Origin of the sequence: Marvinbryantia formatexigens DSM 14469 (assembly GCF_025148285.1) — a bacterium.
GTDB classification, from domain to species: domain Bacteria; phylum Bacillota; class Clostridia; order Lachnospirales; family Lachnospiraceae; genus Marvinbryantia; species Marvinbryantia formatexigens.
Window position 1 is genome coordinate 639,522 of record NZ_CP102268.1, and the last position, 23,647, is coordinate 663,168.

21 protein-coding genes and 1 tRNA gene are annotated in these 23,647 nt (G+C 53.3%); 1 reads left to right on the top strand and 21 read right to left on the bottom strand.

Translation table 11 applies throughout. The features are described 5' to 3' along the window. Positions 1-15: 15 nt before the first annotated feature. The 4 genes from NQ534_RS03355 to NQ534_RS03370 form a co-directional block, all read right to left on the bottom strand. Positions 16-1,416, bottom strand: coding sequence for a S41 family peptidase (locus NQ534_RS03355; protein ID WP_040783397.1), 1,401 nt, complete (start codon positions 1,414-1,416; stop codon positions 16-18). 132 nt (positions 1,417-1,548) lie between these two features. After that, the gene (locus NQ534_RS03360; RefSeq protein WP_006862149.1) at positions 1,549-2,109 is read right to left on the bottom strand and encodes a hypothetical protein; all 561 of its coding nucleotides are present in this window, start codon (positions 2,107-2,109) and stop codon (positions 1,549-1,551) included. A gap of 376 nt (positions 2,110-2,485) precedes the next feature. Then, positions 2,486-4,279, bottom strand: a complete 1,794-nt coding sequence (locus tag NQ534_RS03365; protein WP_006862151.1) for a DUF4367 domain-containing protein — start codon at positions 4,277-4,279, stop codon at positions 2,486-2,488. Next, complete coding sequence (locus tag NQ534_RS03370; RefSeq protein WP_040783457.1) at positions 4,272-4,793, bottom strand: RNA polymerase sigma factor; 522 nt, start codon at positions 4,791-4,793, stop codon at positions 4,272-4,274. Before NQ534_RS03370 ends, NQ534_RS03365 begins: the two co-directional genes overlap by 8 nt. Positions 4,794-5,014: 221 nt before the next feature. On the opposite strand from NQ534_RS03370, the gene NQ534_RS03375 reads away from it, so the two are divergent. Then, positions 5,015-6,415 (top strand): MATE family efflux transporter, encoded by a 1,401-nt coding sequence (locus NQ534_RS03375; RefSeq protein ID WP_006862153.1) that lies wholly within the window; start codon positions 5,015-5,017, stop codon positions 6,413-6,415. A 328-nt stretch (positions 6,416-6,743) separates the two neighbouring features. Here NQ534_RS03375 and NQ534_RS03380 read toward each other — a convergent pair whose 3' ends face one another. From NQ534_RS03380 to NQ534_RS03465, 17 genes are all read right to left on the bottom strand, one after another. Further along, the gene (locus NQ534_RS03380) at positions 6,744-7,769 is read right to left on the bottom strand and encodes an aldo/keto reductase (protein ID WP_040783461.1); all 1,026 of its coding nucleotides are present in this window, start codon (positions 7,767-7,769) and stop codon (positions 6,744-6,746) included. A 156-nt stretch (positions 7,770-7,925) separates the two neighbouring features. Beyond that, positions 7,926-10,004 carry a glycoside hydrolase family 13 protein gene (locus NQ534_RS03385; protein ID WP_006862155.1) on the bottom strand — a complete coding sequence of 693 codons (2,079 nt, stop codon included), beginning with the start codon at positions 10,002-10,004 and terminating at the stop codon, positions 7,926-7,928. Between the two features lie 257 nt (positions 10,005-10,261). After that, entirely contained in the window at positions 10,262-12,064 is a 1,803-nt protein-coding gene (gene ftsH, locus NQ534_RS03390; protein ID WP_040783400.1) for an ATP-dependent zinc metalloprotease FtsH, read from the bottom strand. A 49-nt stretch (positions 12,065-12,113) separates the two neighbouring features. Beyond that, positions 12,114-12,635, bottom strand: a complete 522-nt coding sequence (gene hpt / locus NQ534_RS03395; RefSeq protein ID WP_006862157.1) for a hypoxanthine phosphoribosyltransferase — start codon at positions 12,633-12,635, stop codon at positions 12,114-12,116. Beyond that, positions 12,592-14,007 (bottom strand): tRNA lysidine(34) synthetase TilS, encoded by a 1,416-nt coding sequence (tilS, locus tag NQ534_RS21365; protein ID WP_006862158.1) that lies wholly within the window; start codon positions 14,005-14,007, stop codon positions 12,592-12,594. Before tilS ends, hpt begins: the two co-directional genes overlap by 44 nt. Before the next feature lie 12 nt (positions 14,008-14,019). Further along, entirely contained in the window at positions 14,020-15,414 is a 1,395-nt protein-coding gene (locus tag NQ534_RS03410) for a SpoIIE family protein phosphatase (protein WP_050778319.1), read from the bottom strand. Positions 15,415-15,698: 284 nt separating this feature from the next. Continuing rightward, positions 15,699-17,381: a phospho-sugar mutase gene (locus tag NQ534_RS03415; RefSeq protein WP_006862160.1), complete on the bottom strand. Its 1,683-nt coding sequence runs from the start codon at positions 17,379-17,381 to the stop codon at positions 15,699-15,701. Between the two features lie 300 nt (positions 17,382-17,681). Next, positions 17,682-17,755 (bottom strand) — tRNA-Met (locus NQ534_RS03420). A 126-nt stretch (positions 17,756-17,881) separates the two neighbouring features. Further along, positions 17,882-18,181, bottom strand: a complete 300-nt coding sequence (locus NQ534_RS03425; RefSeq protein WP_006862161.1) for a septum formation initiator family protein — start codon at positions 18,179-18,181, stop codon at positions 17,882-17,884. Positions 18,182-18,208: 27 nt separating this feature from the next. Beyond that, on the bottom strand, positions 18,209-18,553 hold the full coding sequence (yabQ, locus tag NQ534_RS03430) for a spore cortex biosynthesis protein YabQ (RefSeq protein ID WP_006862162.1): 345 nt from the start codon (positions 18,551-18,553) through the stop codon (positions 18,209-18,211). A gap of 1 nt (position 18,554) precedes the next feature. After that, a complete protein-coding gene (gene yabP / locus NQ534_RS03435; RefSeq protein WP_006862163.1) occupies positions 18,555-18,839 on the bottom strand; it encodes a sporulation protein YabP in 285 nt (94 codons plus the stop codon). A gap of 140 nt (positions 18,840-18,979) precedes the next feature. Beyond that, positions 18,980-19,219, bottom strand: a complete 240-nt coding sequence (locus tag NQ534_RS03440) for an RNA-binding S4 domain-containing protein (RefSeq protein WP_040783403.1) — start codon at positions 19,217-19,219, stop codon at positions 18,980-18,982. Positions 19,220-19,371: 152 nt separating this feature from the next. Beyond that, on the bottom strand, positions 19,372-19,647 hold the full coding sequence (hbs, locus tag NQ534_RS03445; RefSeq protein WP_006862165.1) for a non-specific DNA-binding protein Hbs: 276 nt from the start codon (positions 19,645-19,647) through the stop codon (positions 19,372-19,374). A gap of 155 nt (positions 19,648-19,802) precedes the next feature. Then, positions 19,803-20,270, bottom strand: coding sequence for a MazG nucleotide pyrophosphohydrolase domain-containing protein (locus tag NQ534_RS03450; RefSeq protein WP_050778321.1), 468 nt, complete (start codon positions 20,268-20,270; stop codon positions 19,803-19,805). 32 nt (positions 20,271-20,302) lie between these two features. Continuing rightward, positions 20,303-21,292: a CotS family spore coat protein gene (locus NQ534_RS03455; RefSeq protein WP_006862167.1), complete on the bottom strand. Its 990-nt coding sequence runs from the start codon at positions 21,290-21,292 to the stop codon at positions 20,303-20,305. Positions 21,293-21,382: 90 nt separating this feature from the next. Beyond that, a complete protein-coding gene (locus NQ534_RS03460; RefSeq protein WP_006862168.1) occupies positions 21,383-22,756 on the bottom strand; it encodes a CCA tRNA nucleotidyltransferase in 1,374 nt (457 codons plus the stop codon). A 12-nt stretch (positions 22,757-22,768) separates the two neighbouring features. After that, the gene (locus NQ534_RS03465; RefSeq protein ID WP_006862169.1) at positions 22,769-23,596 is read right to left on the bottom strand and encodes an undecaprenyl-diphosphate phosphatase; all 828 of its coding nucleotides are present in this window, start codon (positions 23,594-23,596) and stop codon (positions 22,769-22,771) included. Between the last annotated feature and the right edge of the window lie 51 nt (positions 23,597-23,647).

Here is a 23,647-nt window from a genome sequence, read left to right on the forward strand (position 1 = left end):
AATTTCTAAAGCCCTTCAGGGAACGATACCGTCACAAATATAATCCACTGCTGTATCCTTTCCCGCCAGAAAGTCTTCTGCAGTCTGCACAATCTCAATTTCCGGCTGAAGCTGCCCGGACACCCCGTATGCCGAAGAGAAATCCTTCGTAGAACAATAGAGTGTGCTGCCGTCCGGAAGCGTTTTCTGCACAAGCTCTCCAAATGCAAGCACGCCTCCTGTCGGCTCCCCGACAAGCTGCGCTCCAATTTCCTGCAAATCCAGCGCGTTCATCACCCCGGAGGAAAACGTCTGCGGTCCAGTCAGGCAATACAGACTGCTGCCCTTCTCCCGGAATTTTTCCAGCGTTTCCAGAAGCGGGCGGATTACCTCACTGTTTCCGCCGCTGTTATGGCGCAGGTCGATAATCACTTTCTCCGGCGCATCGGCAAGGAGCTGCTGCTCCAGCTTCTGCGCAAATTCCCGCATCGTCATCCGCGGATTCTCCTGGCAGACATTATACTGCAAAAAAGCGCTTCCATCGTCCAGAAGCGTTGCATAGTAATAGCCGGACTGTGCCAGTGTCTGTGCCATCGGGTAAAATGAGGAATTCTGATAATCGTATTCGCCGTCAGACGCTTCCACCTCCATCGTGACCTCTTCGCCGGAAGCGATGTCCTTTGCGGTAATTTCCACAAAAGCAAGGCTGTCCGCAATGCCTGTGTATTTTAAGTTTTGCAGATACCGGATTTCCTGGCTGCACTGCATGTCCGCCCACTGCTGCGTTTCGCTGCTTATCAGCGGCAAAAGCTTCTCCCGAATCCGGGAAACCGCGGTTCCATTCACCGCTGTCAGTTCTTTTCCCACCAGTTCCCCGTACTCCTTCTGCGCCTGCACAATCATCCAGTGCCCGTCGTAAATCATCACAAAAAACGGCAGCTCCGGTTGGGTGATATTCGCCGGCGGCAGCAGCATGGTGTGCTCATCGCCAAGCGCTGCAACCAATCTGCGCATTGCATAATAATGCTCTGTCTCCCCGCAGTTATTCCAGCTTCGCTCCAGCTCATCAATCTGCGCGTCAAACTCCTCCTCTGTCATTTTCGTAAACGGCGACGGATGATGCTCCTTTATAAAATCCCGCAGCTCCAACGGGGATGAGGACGTATCATTTTGCTGCACTGTTTCTGCCGTCTGCACAGCATCACCTGCTTCCACCGCTTCTGCAGTTTGCGTAGCGCCCTCTGCTTCCATCGCTTCTATCGTCTGCGCAGCATCACCTGCTTCCACCGCTTCTGTCGTCTGTGCAGCATCACCTGCTTCCACCGCTTCTGCAGTTTGCGCAGCGCCCTCTGCTTCCACCGTCTGCGCAGCCCCCGCTCCCCGGATGGGTGCTGTCAGCGCCGCTGCCAGAAAAATTCCCACAATATATTTTTTCACAGCTTTCCCTCCCCGCACAAGCTTTCCTTCTATAATAATAACAGCATTTTGCTATCGCCCTCCGGTATCCGCCCGGCTTCCCCACATAATATTCTTTCTATATAATAACAACGTATGCTGTCGTCCTCCGGCTCATCCGCACAGATAAAATCTGATATCCGCATCGGAATACAGCGCAAGACTGACGGAGATTTCCAGCATACGGCTGTTCAGCCGGTGATACATGACCGCCGGCTTCCAGGGAATCCCTGTCAGATATTCACGTTCGCGCCCCGTGAGCGGCGCAAACATTTTCTGAAGCCGCGCTTCCCGGTCGCGCCGGATGGTGCCAAACGGGCAGGAAACATACAGATGCTCTTCGCCGTTCCGGGCAATCTGCTTTTGCAGCAGCACCCACAGCTCTTTTTCCTGCAGACCTTCCGTGCTGATTTCGCGCGCATTCTCCGGTAATGTTTCCAGAAGAATGCCGCGCTCTGTCAGATGACGATAAACTGTCTTTTCCACCCGCTCGCGGGGTGTGGGAAAAGTGAGCTGCCGCATAATGGCGTCCGTCGTATATCCAAGGTCACACAAATGACGAATGGCATCACCGCTGGCGGCATCGTGCATAAAATCAGCCAGCGCTTCCTGGAAATATTTTGATGTCTCTTCTCCCTGCTTTCCCGCAGACGACCGCCGCCCCTCATCTTCCACAACGCTCTCCCCCTTCCCTTTAAAAGTCCCGGTTCATTTTCTCAACTTCTCCAAACAAATATCTTTACTGTTCCTTGACAATAAGCTTACCACAGACACAACCAGCCTTCAAGTCCTTTGTCAGGCTGCCGGACCTCCTCATCGCATTTCAGGTTACGGTTCAGGCGTCAGCTATGCAGGTCACAGAGCGCCTGCTAAAACAGAGGGGGACACCCCGTTCCTTTCTCCGGAGTGTCCCTCTGAATGTTCTGTCAATTTTTACAGGATTCCCGCCTCTGCAGCTTTCTTTTCCCACACTTTTACTGGCATTCTCCCGTATTTTTATCGACGTACCTTTCCCGTATCTGCTCTCTGGCGCAAAAGCCTGCCGCAATCGTCAGTTTACGTTTATCCGCACGTAACGCTCTGTATAAGTCTCGCCCTCTTCCGGAATCACAGTTCCAGTTCCCGCTCTTCCCCAACACAGATAGAGATTATCCAGCATATCTTCGTCCACCACAAAGAGCATTGTATACTCCAGTGTTTCTCCGGCCGCCAGATCACAGTAGAAGAAATGGGAATTCAGTTCGCCGGCATATGGAGACTTGTCAAAGTAGATTGCTCTGTTTTCATACGTCATTGCGTCCTCCTGCAGGTTCAGCGGCTCTGTCCAGGTCTCGGCATACCGGTAGTTGCCCTCCTCCACCGGCTGCAGATAGGCTATGTTCGGAGCACCCGCCCAGAAATCTACCGCCGCATCACTGATATTCTCCGCCGTAAAGGTAACCTTTAAGAATTTACGGTTTACGCCCTCGTCGCGCGCAACCTCCTGCGGATCTGATCCATCGTCGCTGTCACTGTAAGTAACCCTTGTATAAGAAGATGCCGTCCCGTCTTCATTGATGTTGGATGCAATGCGAGCTTCGTAATCAAAGAAATTTTCCTGCGGATAATCTGCAACAGAGTCAATGATTTCTGCACTCTCTACCATAATTCTGGTCGTATTGCTCTCCGATATCCCACTCTCCTTATCAACAAAGCTATCCAACGCCTCAAAGCTGTCTCCGATATCATAAATGTATTCCTGGGGCACGCCAAACTCCAGTCTCGCCTGTTCTTCCTGCTCGTACTGTTCCATAGATTCTGCCAGAGCTTTCTCCCGCGCTTCCTTCTCTTCTGCGCTCATGTACTCCAGCACTTCCTCCTGCTTTGTGAATTGCAGACCTTCCGCCACCTTCACAAGCTCTTCCATGCTAAGGTCATTGCCCCCGAAAATAATGCATACAAAACCTTCTGTCTCGTCGAAGAGATAAATGCGTTTGTCAAAGGTTCTGGTCTCTCTCTCCAAATCGTAATTCAGCGTAATCAGATGCGCCTCCATGCCGTTGATCGTAGTTTTTTCAATGCTCTTAACGTTATCCACGTCCAACTGATCCGGCTGCTGGTCCAGAGTATTTGCCGTTGCCAGATAGATGCTGATGCCATCCTTCCCGGAACCGTCCGCGCTCCATATCAGCTTACCCATATTTTCCCTTGTTTCGTACCCCTCCGGAATATAACCAGCTTCCACTTCGATTGCATTCGGCGTCAGCTCATAATTAAATTCCAGCTTGTAGCTCAATGTGTCCTCTGTTTGCTCGACCGTCTTTGAGAACATACCGTTGATTGCCATGACGGTGACGGAGGATACAGCAAGGATGCCCATTGCCGCTGCCAGCACTGCCCAGCGTCCCGTTTTTCTGCCGCGCCCTGACGCGCTCCGGCGTCCGTCCGTCTTCCGCGCATATGCCCTGTTCTGCCTCTCGGTCCGCTGCTCATACGCACCCGGCTGTCCTGCATACGTACTGCTCTGATATGCACCCTCCTGCTGTCCTGCATACGCGCTGCTCTGATATGCACTCTCCTGCTGTCCTGCATACACATCACTCTGATATGCACTCTCCTGCTGTCCTGCATACGCGCTGCTCTGATATGCGCCCTCCGGCTGCTCATACGCACTGCTCTGATATGCACTCTCCTGCTGTCCTGCATACGTGCTGCTCTGATATGCACCCTCCGGCTTCCGCTTCATGGCTGCATCCGCGCGCACAAAGCTGTACGCCTCCTGAATCTTCTGCTCTGTCAGCGCCGATGTGCTGATATTCTGGCGCAGAATCCGTTTCATTTCCGCCTTTGAGTATTTTCTATCCATAAATCGCTCCCGCCTCCTTCGTCTCTAACTGCATCGCGAACTTTTTTCTGGCACGTACCAGCCTGCTCTTCACCGTATGCTCATTCATTCCAAGCAGTCCGGCGATTTCTTTTGTATGGAAACCTTCCACATAATACAGCACCAGAATAATCCGGTATTTCTCATCTATTCCGCGCAAAAGCTCCCGGAATTCAATATCCGCATAGCTCATATCCTCCACCGCCTGCTCCTGCAGCTCCTCCGGCAGCGTTTCCATGCGGTTCTGCCGCAGAATATCCTTACACTTGTTAATGACGATCCGTATCAGCCAGGTTTTAAAATACTGCGGCTGCTGCAGCGTATGTAATTTTTCATAACAGGTAAGAATCGTATCCTGCATGGCATCCGCGATATCCTGCTCGCTGCTCAGGTATGCTCTGGCAACCTTGAGCATGCTCTGCCGGTTCAGCTCCATAAGCTGTATGAAGCTCTCGGCATCGTTCTCACGCTGCGCCTTTATCACCAGACGTTCCAAATTTACACCTCCATCTCTGTAAAGTCCGCCTTTTCCGGCGCGCTTCACATATTCGCCGGTATCCGGCGTTTCAAAAACCGGTTTTTTTCACTTTACATCTATTAGACGGGCGGGTCCGCAATAAGGATGCAGAAAAATGAAAAAAACTTGCTTTTTCTTTTCAGTGTGCTACGATTAAATGGTACGGGAAACCGTTCACACAGGAGAAAGGATAGAAGAACATGTCACACCACAGTCATCACTTTTTACACGTAAACATCCATCATCAGCAGAAGCAGCAGGCGCTGCTCACAGAGGGCCCGATTCCGCAGCGGATCATCTCCTTTGCACTCCCTCTGTTTCTGGGAAATCTGTTCCAGCAGCTTTATAATACGGCGGATTCCCTGATTGTCGGAAATTTTCTCGGAAGCGAAGCGCTTGCCGCCGTCAGCTCCTCCGGCAGTCTGATTTTTCTGATGGTCGGATTTTTTAACGGAATCGCTCTCGGCGCCGGCGTCGTCACCGCGCGCTATTTCGGTGCAAAGGATTACCAGACAACACAGAAATCCATTCACACGACCGTTACCTTTGGCATCATCTGCGGTCTTCTGCTGATGCTGCTCGGTATTTTTCTCGCCCCGCAGATTCTCATCTGGATGGGGACGCCAGAAAACGTGCTGCCGAATTCCGTGCTTTATTTCCGCGTATATTTCTGCGGCTCGCTTGCTTTTGTGCTCTACAATATTTTTGTCGGCATCATGCAGTCAGTCGGCGACAGCAGACGACCGCTGCTTTATCTGATTATTTCGTCCGTCACAAATATTCTTCTGGATCTGCTGTTTATCGCCGTGCTCGGCATGGGCGTCGGCTCCGCGGCGCTTGCCACCATTCTCTCGCAGTTTCTGAGCGCGGTGCTCTGCCTGCACCATCTGATGCATGCGCCCGAAGAGTACCGTATCTCTCTGAAAAAGCTGGGAATCGACCGGCAGATGCTGCGCCAGATTATCTCAAACGGTCTGCCATCCGGCATCCAGAATTCCATCATTTCCATCGCGAATGTGGTGGTGCAGTCCAATATCAACGCCTTCGGGCAGATGGCGATGGCAGGCTGCGGCTCCTACTCCAAAATAGAGGGATTCGGCTTTCTGCCGATTACCTGCTTCGCAATGGCGCTGACCACCTTTGTCAGCCAGAATCTGGGGGCAAAGAAATATGACCGCGCAAAGAAGGGCGCCTATTTCGGCATCGCCTGTTCCGTGATTCTCGCGGAGCTGGTCGGCATCACGATTTACCTGACCTCACCGGTGCTGATTTCGCTCTTTAATAAGGAAGAGCCGGTCATCGCCTACGGCGTCACGCAGGCGCACACCGTTACTCTGTTTTATTTTCTGCTCGCCTTCTCGCACTGCCTCGCGGGTATTCTGCGCGGCGCCGGAAAAGCGATCGTGCCGATGCTCGTCATGATGATATGCTGGTGCGTTATCCGCGTCACCTACATTACCGTCGCTGTGCGCCTCGTCCCGCAGATACAGACCGTATTCTGGGCATACCCGCTCACCTGGGCGCTCAGCTCCATCGTGTTCCTCATCTACTTTTTGAAAGCAGACTGGATACACGGCTTCGAAAAAAAGAAAGCCGGCTGATATAAGCCCGGCTTTCCTGATATATACGGCACAAAGGTCACTTTTCAACATATCATCTACAATTTGTATATGGAAAGCTACTTTGAAATCCGACGTCATATGTCTGTCCGCAGACGATAGGCAGATTTTGCAGATTTTGCGAGCATAGCGGCAGCAATTTTGTCCGACTATCTTCTATGGAGGCAAAATTGCTGCCAATAGGCGGCGCAGCAAAATCAAAAAATCAACGTGTCTGGGGACAGACATATGACAGACGGATTTTCAAAAAACTTCTATAACAAATTGGTCCAGAAACATGGAAAGCGACCTTTGTGCAAACCTCTCACTTTTATTTACGGCTTGCCTCGAAATCGCGGAAATCCTTCGCGCATTTTTTGAGCATTTCCCGGATGGGCAGATGATACGGGCAGCGGCCCTCGCATTCGCCGCATTCGATACATTCATCCGCCTTTACGTTCAGCGTCTGGTAGCGGCTGTACCCCCATTCAGCAAGACCATACCGCTGCAGATAGCCTGCAAACAGAAATACGTTGGAAATGCTGATACCGGCGCTGCAGGGCTGGCAATAATTGCAGCGGCGGCAGAAGTTTTCGCCAAGCTGCTCCCGCACGGACGCAATTTTTTCCGCGTCAGTCTTATCCAGCGGCTGTTCATTTTCCACCGCCTCCACATTCTGCTGTACCTCCTCCAGGCTGTACATGCCGGGTATCACAATGGTGACATCGGGATTGTCGCAGATATAGCGCAGCGCCAGCGTCGCGTCCTCAATCGCACCGCCCGCCAGCGGTTTCATGGCAATAAAACCGACGCCGCGCTCTGAACAGACTTTCATCAGCTCTTCGCCCTGCGATTCCACGATATTGTAGGGAAACATAATCGTCTCCACCCAGTCCAACGTCAGAGCGTGCTCAAATACCTGCAGCGAATGCGCCGTCAGACCGATATGCCCGATTTTTCCTGCCGCCTTTGCCTCCAGCAGCGCCTCCAGCGCACCGCCCTCGCCGGTAATCGTATCCATATCGCCCATTCCCGGATTGTGAAGCTGATAAAGGTCGATATAGTCTGTCCGGAAATTGTGCAGACTGGTTTCAATATCCTTCGCCATCGCTTCCTTTGTGCGCGCCATGCTCTTCGTCGCCAGCACAAATTTATCGCGGATGCCCTCCAGCGCTTCCCCGATAAGCTGCTCGCTTATTGTATAGCCGCGGGCACTGTCAATATAGTTTACGCCCTTTTCCATCAGCGCGCGCACCAGCTTTTTTACTTCCTGCGCATCGCTCTTCTGGATGGGGATTCCGCCAAGCCCCATCTTCGACACCTTTAAACCTGTCTTTCCAAGTGTTACGTATTTCATCTGTTGTCTCCTCCCTGTTTTTTCGCCGCCCGGCATCGTCATCTGTTCTCTCCGGCACACGCTTTTCTTTTATCCGCCGCCCGATCCGTGCGCGGCTTCTGTCCCGGAACCGTCGCCCGGACCATCGGCACATTCCCTCCGGATTTGCAGCTTCGCCTATTCCATCACCTTCAGCACGGTCGCCGAGAGCGGCGGCAGCGTCATGGTAATCTCTCCGCCGTGTACCTCATAAAACACGCTGTCCGTGTGATAGCCGTCCGCATCCGTCTGCATAATCTGGATAACATTGTCCTCGTCCCCGATTCCGATATCCAGCGTGCGAATCTGCTTCGTCATCGGCACTTCGCTGTTATTGAACACCATCATATAGCGTTCTTTTCCCAGAAATCTGCCGTAGCAGATATACTGATAATCTGTTGCCACAATCTTAATGGAGCCGCGCCTCAGCGCCCCGCTCTCCCGGTGGATACGAATCATTGCCCGGTGAAAAGCAATCAGCTCCTTATCCTCCTGTCCCCACGGATAGGTGCGCCGGTTGTCCGGATCCGTAAAGCCGCAGACGCCCGCCTCATCGCCATAATAAATCGTCGGCGCGCCCGGCCAGGTCATCTGCATGACTACCGCCTCGCGCATGACCGCCTTGTTAATATTCTGCTGCGCCGCCTCGCTTCCGAGCGCCGACACACGTCCGACCCTGTGGTTGGTCCGCGTAAGGAAACGGGAATGGTCGTGATTAGACAGCTCGTTCATCGCCACCTGCAGCGACGGTCCCAGAAAGCTCGCCATAAAATGTCCCATCGCCCACTCAAAGTGCATTCCGTTGCCCAACATATCCTGCCGGTATTCGTCGCTGTGCTTTTCCATGCCGGTAAAAAACCACGTCACCGGCTCCATAAACGCATCGTAATTCATAACGGTGTCCCACTCGTCGCCCTGCAGCCAGGAGCGCGCGTCGCCGTAATGCTCCGCCAGAATCAGCGCGTCCGGATTCGCCTCCCGGACAACCTCGCGGAATTCCTTCCAGAACTGGTGGTTATACTCGCTGGAAAAGCCAAGGTCCGCCGCCACATCCAGCCGCCAGCCATCCGCATTGTACGGCGGCGATACCCACTTTGCTGCAATCCGCAGGATATAGTCATGCAGCTTCTGTGAGTGCTCATACGTCAGCTTCGGCAGCGTATCGTGCCCCCACCAGCCGTCGTAGTCCCTGTTATAGGGCCAGTTTTCACTGTTAAACTTAAAAAAGCTGCGGTACGGGCTGTCGGCTGACACATAGGCTCCCTTTTCATAGCCGGGCTGGTCCTCGTATATGCACTCCCGGTCCAGCCACTTGTTAAACGAACCGCAATGATTGAATACGCCATCCAGGATAACGCGCATCCCGCGCCGGTGAATCTCCTCCACCAGCCGGATGAAAAGCTGGTTGCTCGCCTCCAGGTTCTCCTTATCCGTCACCCGCGTAATATAGCGCGTGGCGTGCCTGTTCTCGCAGTCGCCCTCCGGCAGCAGCTCTCCGGTATCCTTCACAATCTTTCCGTAATGCGGGTCCACGTAATCGTAATCCTGGATATCATATTTGTGATTGGACGGCGACACAAAAATCGGGTTTAAATAGATTACCTCCACGCCGAGCTCCTGCAGATAATCCAGCTTATCCATCACGCCCTGCAGATCGCCCCCGTAAAACTCGCGCACGCCCATGCTCGCCGGATATTTATTCCAGTCCGTCACCTTATTCGTGACGTCCCCGATATAGAAATATTCCCGGTCCTCCACGTCGTTTGACGGGTCCCCGTTGCAAAAGCGATCCACAAAAATCTGGTACATCACCGCACCCTTCGCCCAGTCGGGCGTACGAAAACCCGGCACCAGCATAAACTGGTATTCTCCGCGCACATCCCTGGAAACTCCCCGCTTATCATAATAACAGACCAGTCTCCCCGCCTGTACCTTAAAACAGTAGCGCAGAGGACGGATGCCGACCGGCACCTCAACCTTATAGTAATAAAAATATCCTTCTTCCCTGTCAAAGCTCATCGGCAGCGTCTCATCCTTCGTCTGCAGATACACTGCGTCAATATTGTCCCGCTTTGCGCGGAAACGGATGGTAACAGTATCTCCGGGCTCCGGTTCCATCGGTGTCACAAAATTTTCTGTCTCGTCGCTGAACAGAGCTGACGCGATAAACACCGGGCGCATTCCCAGTATATAAAGCTCTTTCTCATTCAGCAGCATCGTCTTGTCCCAAATCAATGTTCTTCTCCTTTTTGCCGAAATTACATACCTATTTTATAACATCCGCCGCCAAGATACAACCCGTAACGTAAAAAAGACAGCGGTTAAGCTGTCTTTTTTGGAGAAGGTATTTCTTCTTATGGGGTGTTGCAAAAACTATATAATGTATTGGGGGGTTTTACAATACGTAGTATAGCATGACTCCTCAAATAAGTCTACACAAACTTCACAAATTTTTCAGTTTGTTTTTGTGAATATTACACAAAAAGCGCCTCAAATTCCTCCTGGCCAATCTTTTCCTTCTCAATCAGAAGCTTTGCGCAGGCATGAAGCACCTCGATGTGCTCCTTAATGATATCGGTCGCCTTCGCATGCGCCTCGTCAATCAGGCGTTTTACTTCCTCATCAATGGTCGCCGCCACGCTCTCGCTGAAGCCGCGCGACTGCGCCAGGTCACGTCCGATGAATACCTCGTTCTCGTCGTTGCCGTAGTCAATCAGACCTACCCTGTCAGACATGCCGTAGCGCGTCACCATCGCCTTGGCGAGGTGCGTCGCCTGCCGGATATCCTGCGATGCCCCGGTGGTAACGTCCCCGATAATCAGCTCCTCCGCCACGCGGCCGCCCAGGTCCACCACCAGCGTATCCATCATCTTTCCTTTGGTCATGAACATTTCATCCTTCTCCGGCAGCGGCATCGTATAGCCCGCGGCGCCCATACCGGTGGGGATAATGGATACCGTGTGCACCGGCCCCACGTTCGGCAGCAGATGAAACAGGAGCGCGTGCCCCGCCTCGTGGTACGCCGTGATGCGCTTCTCCGATTCCGATATCACGCGGCTCTTTTTCTCGGCGCCGATACCCACCTTGATAAACGCCTGCTGGATATCCTCCTGCATGATGTAGGCGCGGCTTTTCTTCGCCGCATAGATTGCCGACTCATTCAGCAGGTTTTCCAGGTCCGCGCCGGTAAAGCCCGCCGTCGTGCGCGCAATATCCGCCAGATTTACATCGTCACCGAGCGGTTTTCCCTTGGCGTGCACCCTGAGGATTTCCTCTCTTCCCTTAATATCCGGCTTTCCGACGCCGATTTTCCGGTCGAAACGCCCCGGACGCAGGATTGCCGGGTCGAGAATATCCACCCGGTTGGTCGCCGCCATCACGATGATTCCCTGGTTTACTCCAAAACCGTCCATTTCCACAAGGAGCTGGTTCAGGGTCTGCTCCCGCTCGTCGTGACCGCCGCCCATACCGGTGCCTCTGCGGCGTGCTACCGCGTCAATCTCATCGATAAATACGATGCAGGGCGCATTCTGCTTCGCCTCCGCAAACAGGTCGCGCACACGCGATGCGCCGACACCGACAAACATTTCCACAAAGTCGGAACCGGATATGCTGAAGAACGGAACGCCCGCCTCCCCCGCCACCGCCTTTGCAAGCAGCGTTTTACCGGTACCCGGAGAACCGACAAGAATCACGCCCTTGGGGATGCGCGCCCCCATCTTCGTGTATTTCTGCGGATCCTTCAGAAAATCCACCAGCTCCTGCAGGTCCTCTTTTTCCTCCTGCAGACCGGCGACATCCTTAAACGTCACCTTTCTGGCATCCGGCATAATCAGCGTGGCGCGGCTTTTGCCGAAATTCATCATCTTATTGCCGCCGCCCGACTGCCGGTTCATCATGATAATAAATACCACCATAATGATCCCCATCATCAGCACCGGAATGAGGCTCGTCAGGAACGAGCTGTCCGTCGGCACATCGTAGGTCTCATAAGATATGTTATATTCGCGGAGCAGCTTCTCCGCCTCTTTTACATCCGTCACATATACCTGCTGCAGGCTGCCGTCCCTCATGGTCAGAACGACCTCTCCGGTCGGCACCTCACTGTTCTGGCGGAGGTCCGCCGCCGCAATGGTGCCATCCTCCAGCGCCTGCACAAAGTCATTGTAGGTGCATTTTTCCTCCATTGTCACTCCGCTGCGCATACCGAATAAAACCAGCACGACAAGCACCAGAGCAATAAAATAAACGCCAATATTTCTTGTACTTCTGTTCAAAAGTAGTCTCCTTTCCAGTCATTCTTTTTCCGCGGACCGTAAGCTTTCTTTACAGCTCCACCACGCCCACATACGGCAGGTTGCGGTAGCGCTGCGCATAGTCCAGCCCGTAGCCCACGACAAATTTATCCTCAATCTCAAAGCCGGTGTAATCCACCTTTACCTGCTTTACCCGGCGGTCCGGCTTGTCAAGCAGCGTGCAGAGCGCCAGGCTCGCCGGTTTGCGCGCTTCCAGGATCTCCAGCAGGTAGCTTAATGTCCTGCCCGAATCGATGATATCCTCGATGACGATTACATGCCTTCCCTCCAGCGGTTCGTCCAGGTCCTTGACGATCTTTACCACGCCGCTCGATTTGGTGCCGGAGCCGTAGCTGCTGCAGGACATAAAGTCCAGCGTCACCGGAACCGTGATTCTCTTTGCCAGCTCGCAGGTAAAGAAAATGCTGCCCTTCAGCACGCAAATCAGATGTACAGATTTTCCCTCATAATCTGCACTGATTTTTCTGCCAAGCTCCTCAATTTTCCTGTCAACTTCTTCCTCCGGAATCAATACACTGATTTTCTCCGCCATAATTTTCTCCAATCCTCCGTATCTCTAAAATCCTCTTTGTCTCCGGTGATACCCTGTACGCTTCGCTGACGCGGTGTCCAATCACCCACAGTATCTCACTTCCCTGTGCGAGAAGCAGGATATGATTCCGCTGTCCAGCCGGTATTTTCTCTTCGATGAGGTATTCTTTCAATTTCTTTTTTCCGCCCTGCCGGTTGATGACGATATAGTCCCCCGGTCTGCGTGTGCGGATAAAAAGATTATTGCCTATTCTATCACAATCCAGCCGTTTCGTATATGTATTTTGAAAAATATTTTTATTTTCATTCGAAAAAATCCGGAATTCGAAGGTTCCCTCCGGTGTCTCACAGCTTCCCGGAACCTCTGCGTGCACCGAAAACGGAAGCTCCTGCCCTTTTTCGTCCGCCTTTTTTAGCAGCAGCTTATCGAAGCTGCGCACCGCCTGCCAGCCGCCGGGAAGCATGGTCTGCCGCCCTGACTGCCCCCCGGCAAGCTTCTTTATGTCCGCGATATGTCTGCGGCTGATATCCTTCAGCGGACAGCCCGCCCGCCGGAGGCTTTCGCGCAGCACATATTCCTGCAGAAGAGACGGCTTCTCCTTCAGGGCGGATACCGTTATCTGCACCGTTCCCTCCCCGAAATCCGCCAGCTCCTCCAGACATTTCTGCGTCTCCTGCTCCATATACGCCTGCACCCGCTGCAGCTCCTCCGCCAGCGCGGCGATGTGCTCCCGTCCAGCACTGTTAATCTGCTCCTCCAGAAGCGGCAGAATCTGGTGACGGATGCGGTTGCGCGCATAATCCGTTTCCTGGTTGGTGGCGTCCGTGCGCCAGGTCTGCGAGTGCCCGCGCAGATACTCCTCTATCTCCGCGCGGCTGCATGAGAGCAGCGGACGGATAACCGCGCCGCGCACCGGACGGATGCCGCCGGCGCCCGTCAGCCCGCTGCCGCGCGCGATCTGGAAGAGCACCGTCTCCGCCTGGTCATCCCGGTTGTGCGCTACCGCAATTTTATCCGCGCCCGTCTCCTGCCGGATGCGCTCAAACGCCTCGTAACGCGCCCGGCGCCCGGCTTCCTCCACCGAAAGCTTCTCCCGGCGCGCCAGCTCCGGCACGCAGACCTGCACGAGCCGGTATTCTATTGTATGCTCCCGGCAGATTTTCTCCACAAATGCGGCGTCCTCCAGGCTCTCCTGCCCGCGCACGCCGTGCTCCACATGTACCGCGAGGATGGAAAACGGCACCCGCTTCCGGTATTCCATCAATACAAAAAGCAGGCACAGAGAATCCGCGCCTCCCGATACGCCCGCGATTACCTTGTCTCCCGCCTCAATCATGCGGTATTTTTCCATATAGGCAAATGCCTTCTGCATACGTATCTCTCCTCATTTTTTCCAGAAACCGCCCGCAAGGATGGTCATGTCGTCCTTCGCCCCGTCCTGCGCAAAGGACAGCACCTGCTCCATCAGAATATCGGCAAATTCCGCCGGATTGTCAGAATCAATCTGCAGGATAAGGTATTTCATCAGCTCCTCCTGCTCTTCCTGCGGCAGCGCGTCCAGCACGCCGTCCGACACCATCACGATCAAATCGCCGTGCTCCAGCCGCTTGCGCGATCGCTCAAAATCCACCTCCTGGAATACCCCGACCGGCAGGCTTGTGGAGGTGACCGCTTCCACCCAGCCGGCGCGCCGGATAAAGGTGGTTGCCGCGCCAATCTTTAAAAATTCGCATTCTCCGCTGTAGAGATTGATTCCGCAGATGTCCAGCGTGGAAAACCGCTGCATTCCCCGCTGCAGTACCATCGCGGAATTAATCATCCGCACCGCCGTCTCCGCAGTAAATCCTGCACCCATAAACTGCTCCAGAAGCTCGATAACCGTCTGGCTCTCCCTGTTTGCCCGCACGCCGCTGCCCATGCCATCCGAAATTCCCAGGATCACCTGCCCGTGGCTGCCGGTCAGCACCGAGAAATTGTCTCCGCACGCCGCCTCCCCCGCACAGGTCCTTCTCGCAGAACCGGTGAGCATGTAATAGCCTGTCTCTTCCACAAAATGAATGGTGGCGGGCTCCGCACCCAGGGTGAGCCGGCTGTTCCGCTCCGGAACCAGCGGACGGCTGCAGGCTTTTGAGAGGGTATCGGCGATTGCTTTCACTGAAACACAGTGCCTGCGCGGCGTTTTTGCCGTCAGGACGACCTCCGGCGGTCCCCAGTTATTTTTTACGATGCGCAGGCTCTGCACCCGCACGTTCTGCAGCCGCAGCTTTGTCTTTACCCTGTGCTCCAGCTCGCTGTCGGCGTCGGACGCCTCGTAGACTGTGCAGGCGATCTCCTGTATGATCTGCGCCGTCTCGGAGAGCTGTCTCGCCACCGCCGCACGGTTTTCCAGCATCCGGTTGCTCCACATCAGATTGATGCGCGCCTGGCAGAAGCTCCCCCGCAGCTCCTCCGCAAAAGAATAGCCCTTCACGCAGTGACGTGCGAAGCGCTCCTCCGCCGCCAGGCAGACGCCGCTCTCCGCTCCGTCCTCCGCCACCGCCGACAGCAGATCATAGACAAGGCGCGCCGTCTTTTCCCCGTTTTCCTTCCAGCATACGGCATACCTTCCGCAGGTGCGGCAGACCCTTCCCTTCACCGTATCATAGATTTCCTCCAGATCCTCCCCGCTCAGCTCTTCTTTCTTCGATGGAAGATACTGAAAAACCTCCGCAAGACGCTGGAACGATTCCGCGCAGCGCTCAATCCTTCCCTTTTCCGATACTCTCTCCCACTCTTCCATCCTTATGCCTCCCGCTTCAAACTCCCGCACGCCTGCAGTCCCACCTCCAAGTATACACAGGATCGCGCGCATAATTTGTCAAACGGGGAGAGAAAACTTAATTTTTTTATGCAGCCTCTTCATCCGGCGACCGAAGGCAGATTTATGTAACAGCTCAGACAGCTCTTTGTGCCCGCTGCGACGCGCAGCTAGTCCTGTGGGCAAAGACCGTAAGAAAATGATACGGGAATTCGACAGCAAAAGCGCCGCACCATTTGTGCAGCGCCCTTTTACGCTTATGTATATCAGGAGAACAGCGGCTTTAATGCTTCTGCCAGTCTGTCCTTCTGCGCCTGCGCCTCTGCAAGGTCTTTGCCAAGCGTAGTGAAGTAGGTCTTTATCTTCGGTTCTGTGCCGGACGGGCGGACTACCACGGTCGCGCCGCCTTCCAGCGCGTAAATCAGCACGTTTGCTGCCGGAAGTCCCGTCTCCTCCGGTTTCTTGTAGTCTGTCACCTTTGTCACCTTATAGCCTGCAATGTCCGCCGGCGGATTGTCCCGCAGCTCCTGCATGATGCCCGCCATCTTATCCATACCGGTAAGCCCCGGAAACTCGAAGCTGTCCACCTTGTTCAGATAGCGTCCGTATTCTTTATAGATTTCTTCCATGCGCTCCTTCAGCGAGCTGCCGATACTTCTGTAGTACGCCGCCATTTCGCAGATGAGCATAGAGCCGATTACCGCATCCTTGTCGCGCACATACGGACCTGCCAGATATCCGTAGCTCTCCTCAAAGCCGAAGATGAAGCGGTCTACCTCGCCTGCCGCCTCCAGCCCTGCTATCTGGTCGCCGATCCACTTAAAGCCTGTCAGAACGTTGCGCATTTCCACACCGTAATGCTCCGCCACTGCATCCGCCAGCGGGGTGGATACGATGGATTTCACCGCTACCGCCTTCTCCGGCATCGTGCCCTTTTCGATACGTCCTGCGCAGATGTAATCCAGCAGAAGAACGCCCATTTCGTTGCCGCTTACCAGCTCATAGGAGCCGTCCGGGCACTTCATGGCGATGCCCACACGGTCCGCATCCGGGTCGGTAGCCAGCATCAGGTCCGCGCCGGTCTCTTTTGCCAGCTCCAGACCTTTCTCCAGCGCCGCAAAAATCTCCGGGTTCGGATAGCTACAGGTGGTGAAGTAGCCGTTCGGATACTCCTGCTCCGGAACGATGGTGATGTCTGTGATGCCGATGTCCTTGAGCACCTGTGTGACAGGAACCAGACCGGAGCCGTTCAGCGGGCTGTACACCAGCTTCAGACCGGCAGTTCTGCACAGACCCGGACGCACCTGACGGGATTCGATTGCCTCATAGAACGCCTTCTTGCAGTCGTCGCACACAAAGCGAATCATGCCGTTTTCCACGCCCTCCGCGAAGGATATGTATTTTGCGCCGTCCAGCACGTCTGTTTTCTGGATTTCTTCGTAAACGATCGCCGCCGCGTCGTCTGTCATCTGACAGCCGTCCGGACCGTATGCCTTGTAGCCATTGTATTTTGCCGGGTTGTGGGACGCCGTCACCATGATACCCGCATTGCACTCATAGTAGCGGGTAGCGAAGGAGAGCGCCGGTACCGGCATCAGCGCGTCGTATATCCGCACCTTAATGCCGTTTGCAGCCAGCACGCCTGCCGCTGTCTTTGCAAATACATCGCTCTTTAAGCGGCTGTCGTAACTGATTGCCACAAGCTGATTGCCTCCCTGTGTCTTTACCCAGTTCGCCAGCCCCTGTGTCGCCTGACGCACTACATAAATATTCATACGGTTTGTGCCTGCTCCGAGCACGCCGCGCAGTCCCGCGGTGCCGAATTTCAGCGCTACCGCAAATCTGTCCTTGATTTCATCGTCGTTTCCTTCAATTTTTGCCAGTTCCGGTCTTAAATCTGCATCCTCCAAATCTGCAGCAAGCCAGCGTTTGTAATCTTCCTGATACATTTTTCCCACTCCTGATTATTATTTTGAATCGTTTTGTACAAAATGACAAAATCTTAATTATAATATATCGCTTTTCTGTGCATCTGTCAATGAAAAGAAGTGCGCAGCGGGCGTGTTTTGCGACATAAATAGTACGTCTGCATGTGATAAACAGATGTCCGTTTGCATATGGATTTTCCGTGGAATCTGCCGCTGTATGCCTGCCCGCAGACACGTCGATTTCCTCGCAGCCCCGCCAGATAATCAACTGTACTGCAAAAATAGCAGCAAAAAGCCCCGGCATCTGCCAGGGCTGATAAGTAGCGGAAGGGAGATTTGAACTCTCGACACCACGGGTATGAACCGTGTGCTCTAGCCAACTGAGCTATTCCGCCGCAACACGATTATTATAGCGGTTTTCCTTCTGCTTGTCAACTGCTTTTTTCAATTAATTATATGAAATATTCATGCCTGCATAAGAACCCGGCGGCCGGGCCGCTGCCCTGTCTGGCACGGCTCCGTCAGTCGTCTGAGCGGAACAGGATTTCATCCTCTCCGACCATGCCAAGCTTCTGTCTGGCAACTTCTCCGGCATATTCCGGCGTTTTGACATATTCTTTTAATTCTTCTATTTCTTCCGCCCGTTCGCTCTCTTCGGCAATCTCTGCATTCAGCTCTTCGATGCGCGCTTCATAACCGGCGTTTTTTTCCCGGAGACGGCTGCTCTGCGTAAACACGACGCACATCAGTACGACTACCACCGCCGAAATGCAGATCATTTCCCTGCGGTTGCTCCCTCTGCGTTTTTTTCTTTTTTTCATAGACTGGATTCTCCTGTTAAAAGACTTCTATCTTCCGTGCACTGACATTTTACCTCTTTTTCTTATCTTTTTCAACAGTTTTGTCCATATCTTCCGAAAAAAAACCTCTGCCAGATACTGGAACCATACGCCAAGGAGAATTCCCACGAATGCATACCCCCGCAGCGCGCCGTTATTTTTTTCAAATATCATACCGAATATAATAAAGGATACCGCCAGCCAGTAAAACAGATCCTCGATACTGACCGCCACAATATGATGAGGAACCACTTTCCGGAAAATCCGGAACAAATCGTATGCCCAGACAAGAAATACGCCTGTCAGGATGCTGACGAAGAAAAACAACGCCTCCTGCTGCACGACCGCGCTCATATCAGCGGAGCAGCCTGCTCATCAGGCTTCCTTCCTGTTTCTTTTTATGCCCGCGCTCGGAATAGACCATGCTGTCGATTTTTCCTTCCAGATCCGCCTCCCCCAGCTCCAGCGTCAGCCGGCTGATATGCAAATTTTTCCCCTTAATCGTAAGAAGTCCCATTTCCGTATCCAGCACGATTTCATTCTCATCAAATGACAGCACATCGGATATGCCGCTGACTGTCCCTGTTTTCCTCCCAATGAGCACAAGCTTGTGCGCACGCTGCATCTGCTTTTCTTCCATTGCATTCTCCGGCGTCGTCCTCAATTCTATATATATGCGCCGCCTTGGCTTTTATGCGTTGCAGTTTAAGCGCGCTTTTTTCGCGAAAGGTCTGCACCCGTTCTCTGCCTGGCCGCCTCAGGCAGCCGCGCATCTGCTGCTTACAGATACCGGTACATCTCCTGCGCTTCCTCCTTGCGCACTGTCTCCTGAACATTGAGCACTTCCACCTTCACGCTCTTCGTGCCAAACTGGATCTCTATAATATCGCCCTCTTTTATATTGACAGAAGCTTTCGCCGTCCTGCCGTTTACCAGTACGCGCCCGGCGTCGCACGCCTCGTTTGCAACCGTCCGCCGCTTAATCAGGCGGGAAACCTTTAAAAACTTATCTAATCTCATTTCTGTCTCCCTGACGTCTTTGTCACGCCGGGACAGCTTTTCTGCGTAATGAAAGTGATGCAGGATAGGCATACACGCCATAAAACTGCCATATTTCCGGCGTCATAAAAAATAGCGAGGCCGGACAGCCCCGCAAATTCCATTCTCTGTTCTTAGTTGTTCACTGCATCCTTCAGCGCCTTGCCTGCTTTAAACTTCGGAGTTTTGGATGCCTGAATGCTCATTGACTCACCAGTCTGCGGATTTCTTCCTTCTCTTGCTGCTCTCTCAGATACCTCAAATGTACCGAAGCCCACCAGCTGGACTTTCTCACCTTTTTTCAGTTCAGCAGTTACTACATCTGTAAATGCCTTTACAGCTAACTCCGCATCTTTTTTGGATAACTCAGTCTCTTTTGCGATAGCTGCGATTAATTCTGTTTTGTTCATGGAAAATTTCCTCCTCTAGATTTTCTCCTGCTCTGCCTTCCGGCACTCGTCAGATTTATCAGTCTTGTACGCCTCCGCGTGCATTACTATTAACCTTTATATACCGTAACCCTTTTTTTGTCAAGACCTTTCCTTTAAAACCCCGAAGCTGTTTTCTAGTTACTGTGAGCGGTAACGTTTTCCAGATGCCGTATCATATCCTTCTGCGCCCGCTCCAGCGCCCGACGCTTTGCCTCCTCCACCTCAGGCGGAATATGCGCCTTTTCTGCGCGTTTTATCGCGTCCCAGTCTGGCAGCTCTTTGTTTTCCGTAAAAACATGCGGGTGACGGCGGATCATTTTTTCGCACGCCGCCTGCAGGACATCACTGATGTCAAACAGCCCCTCCTCCGCGGCAATCTGGCTCTGCAGCACGACCTGCAGCAGCATGTCCCCAAGCTCCTCGCACAGGTTGCTGTCATCGCCCGTTTCCCGCCACACATCTATGGCGGCAAGCGCCTCCACCGTTTCATTTATCATGCACGGCTTCAGACTCTCATGCGTCTGCGCGCGGTCCCACGGACAGCCGTCCGGGGCGCGCAGCTTTTTTATGATTTCCACATAATCTTCAAAGCTGTATTTCATATTCTTTTCACCTGTCCTGTTCTTGCGCCAGCTCACTCTATTGTTTTTAGAAACGCGTTCCGGCGGTTCTGCTGGCTGATTAAAGCCTCCAGCTTTTCCCGGTTCTTTTCCGGCACCCATGCTTTTTTCCGGTTGTAATACTGATTGGCAAGCTTCCAGAATTTTTCCGGATACAAAAGCCGGATATAGAGGTAATCACGCTGCTGCTTTCCCATCGTCCTTTCCCGGTCATAGCTGTCCAGAATCCGGTATCCATTATTCTGCTGCCATTCCTGTTTTTCCATAATCTTGCGCATAAACTGGTAGAGGTCCGTCTCCTGGACGTCATACCGGCACTTGTCAAAGTTTCCGACAAATATCTGGTTTCTGCCGGGGAACCAGACATTGTGCTGGTTGAAATTTCCGTGGCAGAGTGCGCCGCGCCGGCACATTTCCTCCCGCAGGGCGGCATATCCGGAGCCGCGAAGCTGCTCCAGCGCCTCCTGTGCCTGTTCGTAAAACATGCGGAAGCAATTTAAGAACAGAATCTCAAATCCATTCTTCTGCTTCCGCTTCCGGATGAAAGCATAGACCTTGCGCAGCTCCCGGTTGTGGCGCAGAAACTCTTCCTGCAGGTCCTCCCCGACATAATTTCCGTCGTCTGACTCCGGCTCCGGAGGCAGGTACATCATCCGGTGAAGCTGCGCCAGACGCCTTGCCGTCTGCTCGACATCCGCCATGCTTTTTGTATCGCACTCGCGCCCCTCATACCAGTCCTTGAGGATGCAGGCTTCCTCCTCGCGGTCCGTCGTCAGGAGCTTTCCTTCTCTGTTTTCCATCGCTATATCAGCATAAAGATACCCCTTCTGCCGCATGGCTTCCAGCACGCGGTTGACAAATACCATTTTCTTCTCGGAGCTGCCGCAGCCCGCCAGCAGCTTCTTTCCCAGATTCGTCTCGCAGATATAGGAGCCTCGTCCTCTCCTTGTGCTGATGACCTCGATTTCATACTGTTCCAATACCTTCAGGCTTTTTTCGTTCACGCATAACCCTCCCCTATATCATTCCTTCTATCGTATGCCGGAAGGGGACAGATTATGTTTTAAAAGCCATGTAAAAAATTCCGCGCGCGTTTACCGCCGTCCGCCCACGTAAGTATCCATCAGATATTCTCTGGTATTGTGCTGCGGCTCGTCAAGGACATCCTCCAGCATCCGCTCCAGGATTTCCCCGATTTCCTTTCCGGGAGCAATGCCTGCGCCAATCAGGTCCCTGCCGCTGACGGCAAGCTCCTTCAGTGAGAGACATTCCTCCTTCTGTAAAATTTCCTCATAGATATCGTACATCTGCTCCAGCAGCAGAAGCTTCTCGGTCTTCCGGTAATCGCTCTGCGCCAGCACATCTGCGCCGCACACCTGCATCAGCGCCGGAAACAGCTCTTTGCCGCAGCGATACACCAGGCGGCGCACACTCCTCTCAGAGACGGCGCGTCCGCCGCTTCGCAGCTTCTCTGCCGTCCCGTCATTTAAAGGCGGCTTTGCGTCGTGCAGACGCACCAGCGCCTTTACTTTGCGAATCGTGTCGTTATCAAACTTCAGCCTGCGGAGCATCCTTCCCGCCAGCTCCTCGCTGATGGCGGGATGCCCGTAAAAATGGTCCACCCCGTCCTTTGTCGTCCGTGACGCCGGTTTTCCAAAGTCGTGACAGAGCACCGCCAGACGGATAATTCTGTCGGGTTCCGAATACTCCAGCGCCTTCAGGGTATGCTCGCCCACATTATAAATATGATGCTTATGATGCTGGGGCGTCTGCATCATGGCGTCAAATTCCGGGAGCACGACCGCCGTAATGCCAAGCTCATACGCTTTTCCCAGAATCTCCGGATGCGGCGACACAAGCAGACGGACCAGCTCTCCCTGAATCCGCTCCGCACTGATATTTTTTAAATTCCCCGCCATGTTCCGGGCGGCAGCCTGCGTTTCCTCCTCAATAGAAAAACCAAGCTGCGCGGAAAAACGCACAGCCCGCAGGATGCGCAGGGCATCCTCGCTGAAGCGCTCCTGCGCATTTCCCACGCAGCGGATGATTCCCTCCTGCAAATCGCGGATGCCTCCGAACACGTCAATCAGCCCCCGCGATTCGCTGTACGCCATCGCGTTGACCGTAAAATCCCGCCGCCGCAAATCCTCCGTCAGATTATCGGTAAAGCTGACCTCCTTCGGATGGCGGCTGTCGGCGTATTCCCCGTCGATGCGGTAGGTGGTGACCTCGTAGCCCGTTTTATCCAGCATGACCGTCACGGTTCCGTGCGCAATGCCCGTATCCACTGTCCGGTCGAACAGCGCCTTTACCTGCTGCGGTTTTGCGGAGGTGGTAATATCCCAGTCGTCCGGCTCTCTGCCGATAATGGAATCGCGCACACAGCCGCCGACCGCATACGCCTCAAAGCCCGCCTCCTCAAGTCTCCCGATAATATGCTTTACTTGTTCCGGTAAAATAATATTCATAAAACTCCCTTACTATCCCTGCGCCCAGAAGTATGCCAGCACGACCACGCCGAGAATGATACGGTACCAGCCAAATACCGTAAAGTCGTGCTTGCGGATATAGCCAAGCAGCAGCTTGATTACCGCGATGGACACAAGGAATGCCACGACCATGCCGACCAGAAGCAGCACCAGCTCCATCTGGGTGAACGAAAAGCCGAATTTTACAATCTTTAAAAGGCTCGCGCCCAGCATGACAGGCACCGCCAGGAAAAAGGTAAATTCCGCCGCCACGGTGCGGGAAACGCCAATCATAATCGCACCCAGAATCGTCGCACCGGAGCGCGAGGTTCCCGGAAATACTGCGGCTATCAACTGGAATGCTCCAATCCACAGCGCAACCGGATAGGTAATCTCCGCCACTGAGTTAATCTTTATTTTCATACCGCGGTTCTGCCGCTCAATCACGATAAACAGAATACCGAACACTATCAGTGCTACCGAAACGGTCTCGTAATTGTAAAACAGCTCGTTGAGCTTTTCATCAAAGAGGATTCCCACAACCGCCGCCGGTATACACGCGACCAGAATCTTAAACCACATGGAAAATGTGTCTTTTTTGATGAAGTATTTTTCTTTCAGCGAAAACGGCCAGAGCCGCTTAAAATAAAGCACGACAACCGCCAGAATCGCGCCGAGCTGGATGACCACCAGAAACATCTCCATAAACTCTTCTGATACATTCAGCTTTATGAATTCATCCAGCAGAATCATATGTCCGGTACTGCTGATTGGCAGCCACTCGGTAATCCCCTCTACAATGCCGAAAAGCACTGCCTTTAAAATTTCGATGATGTCCATAAATTTCCTCCTTATTTTTATGGCTGAATAGTTATATTATATTGCCCGGAA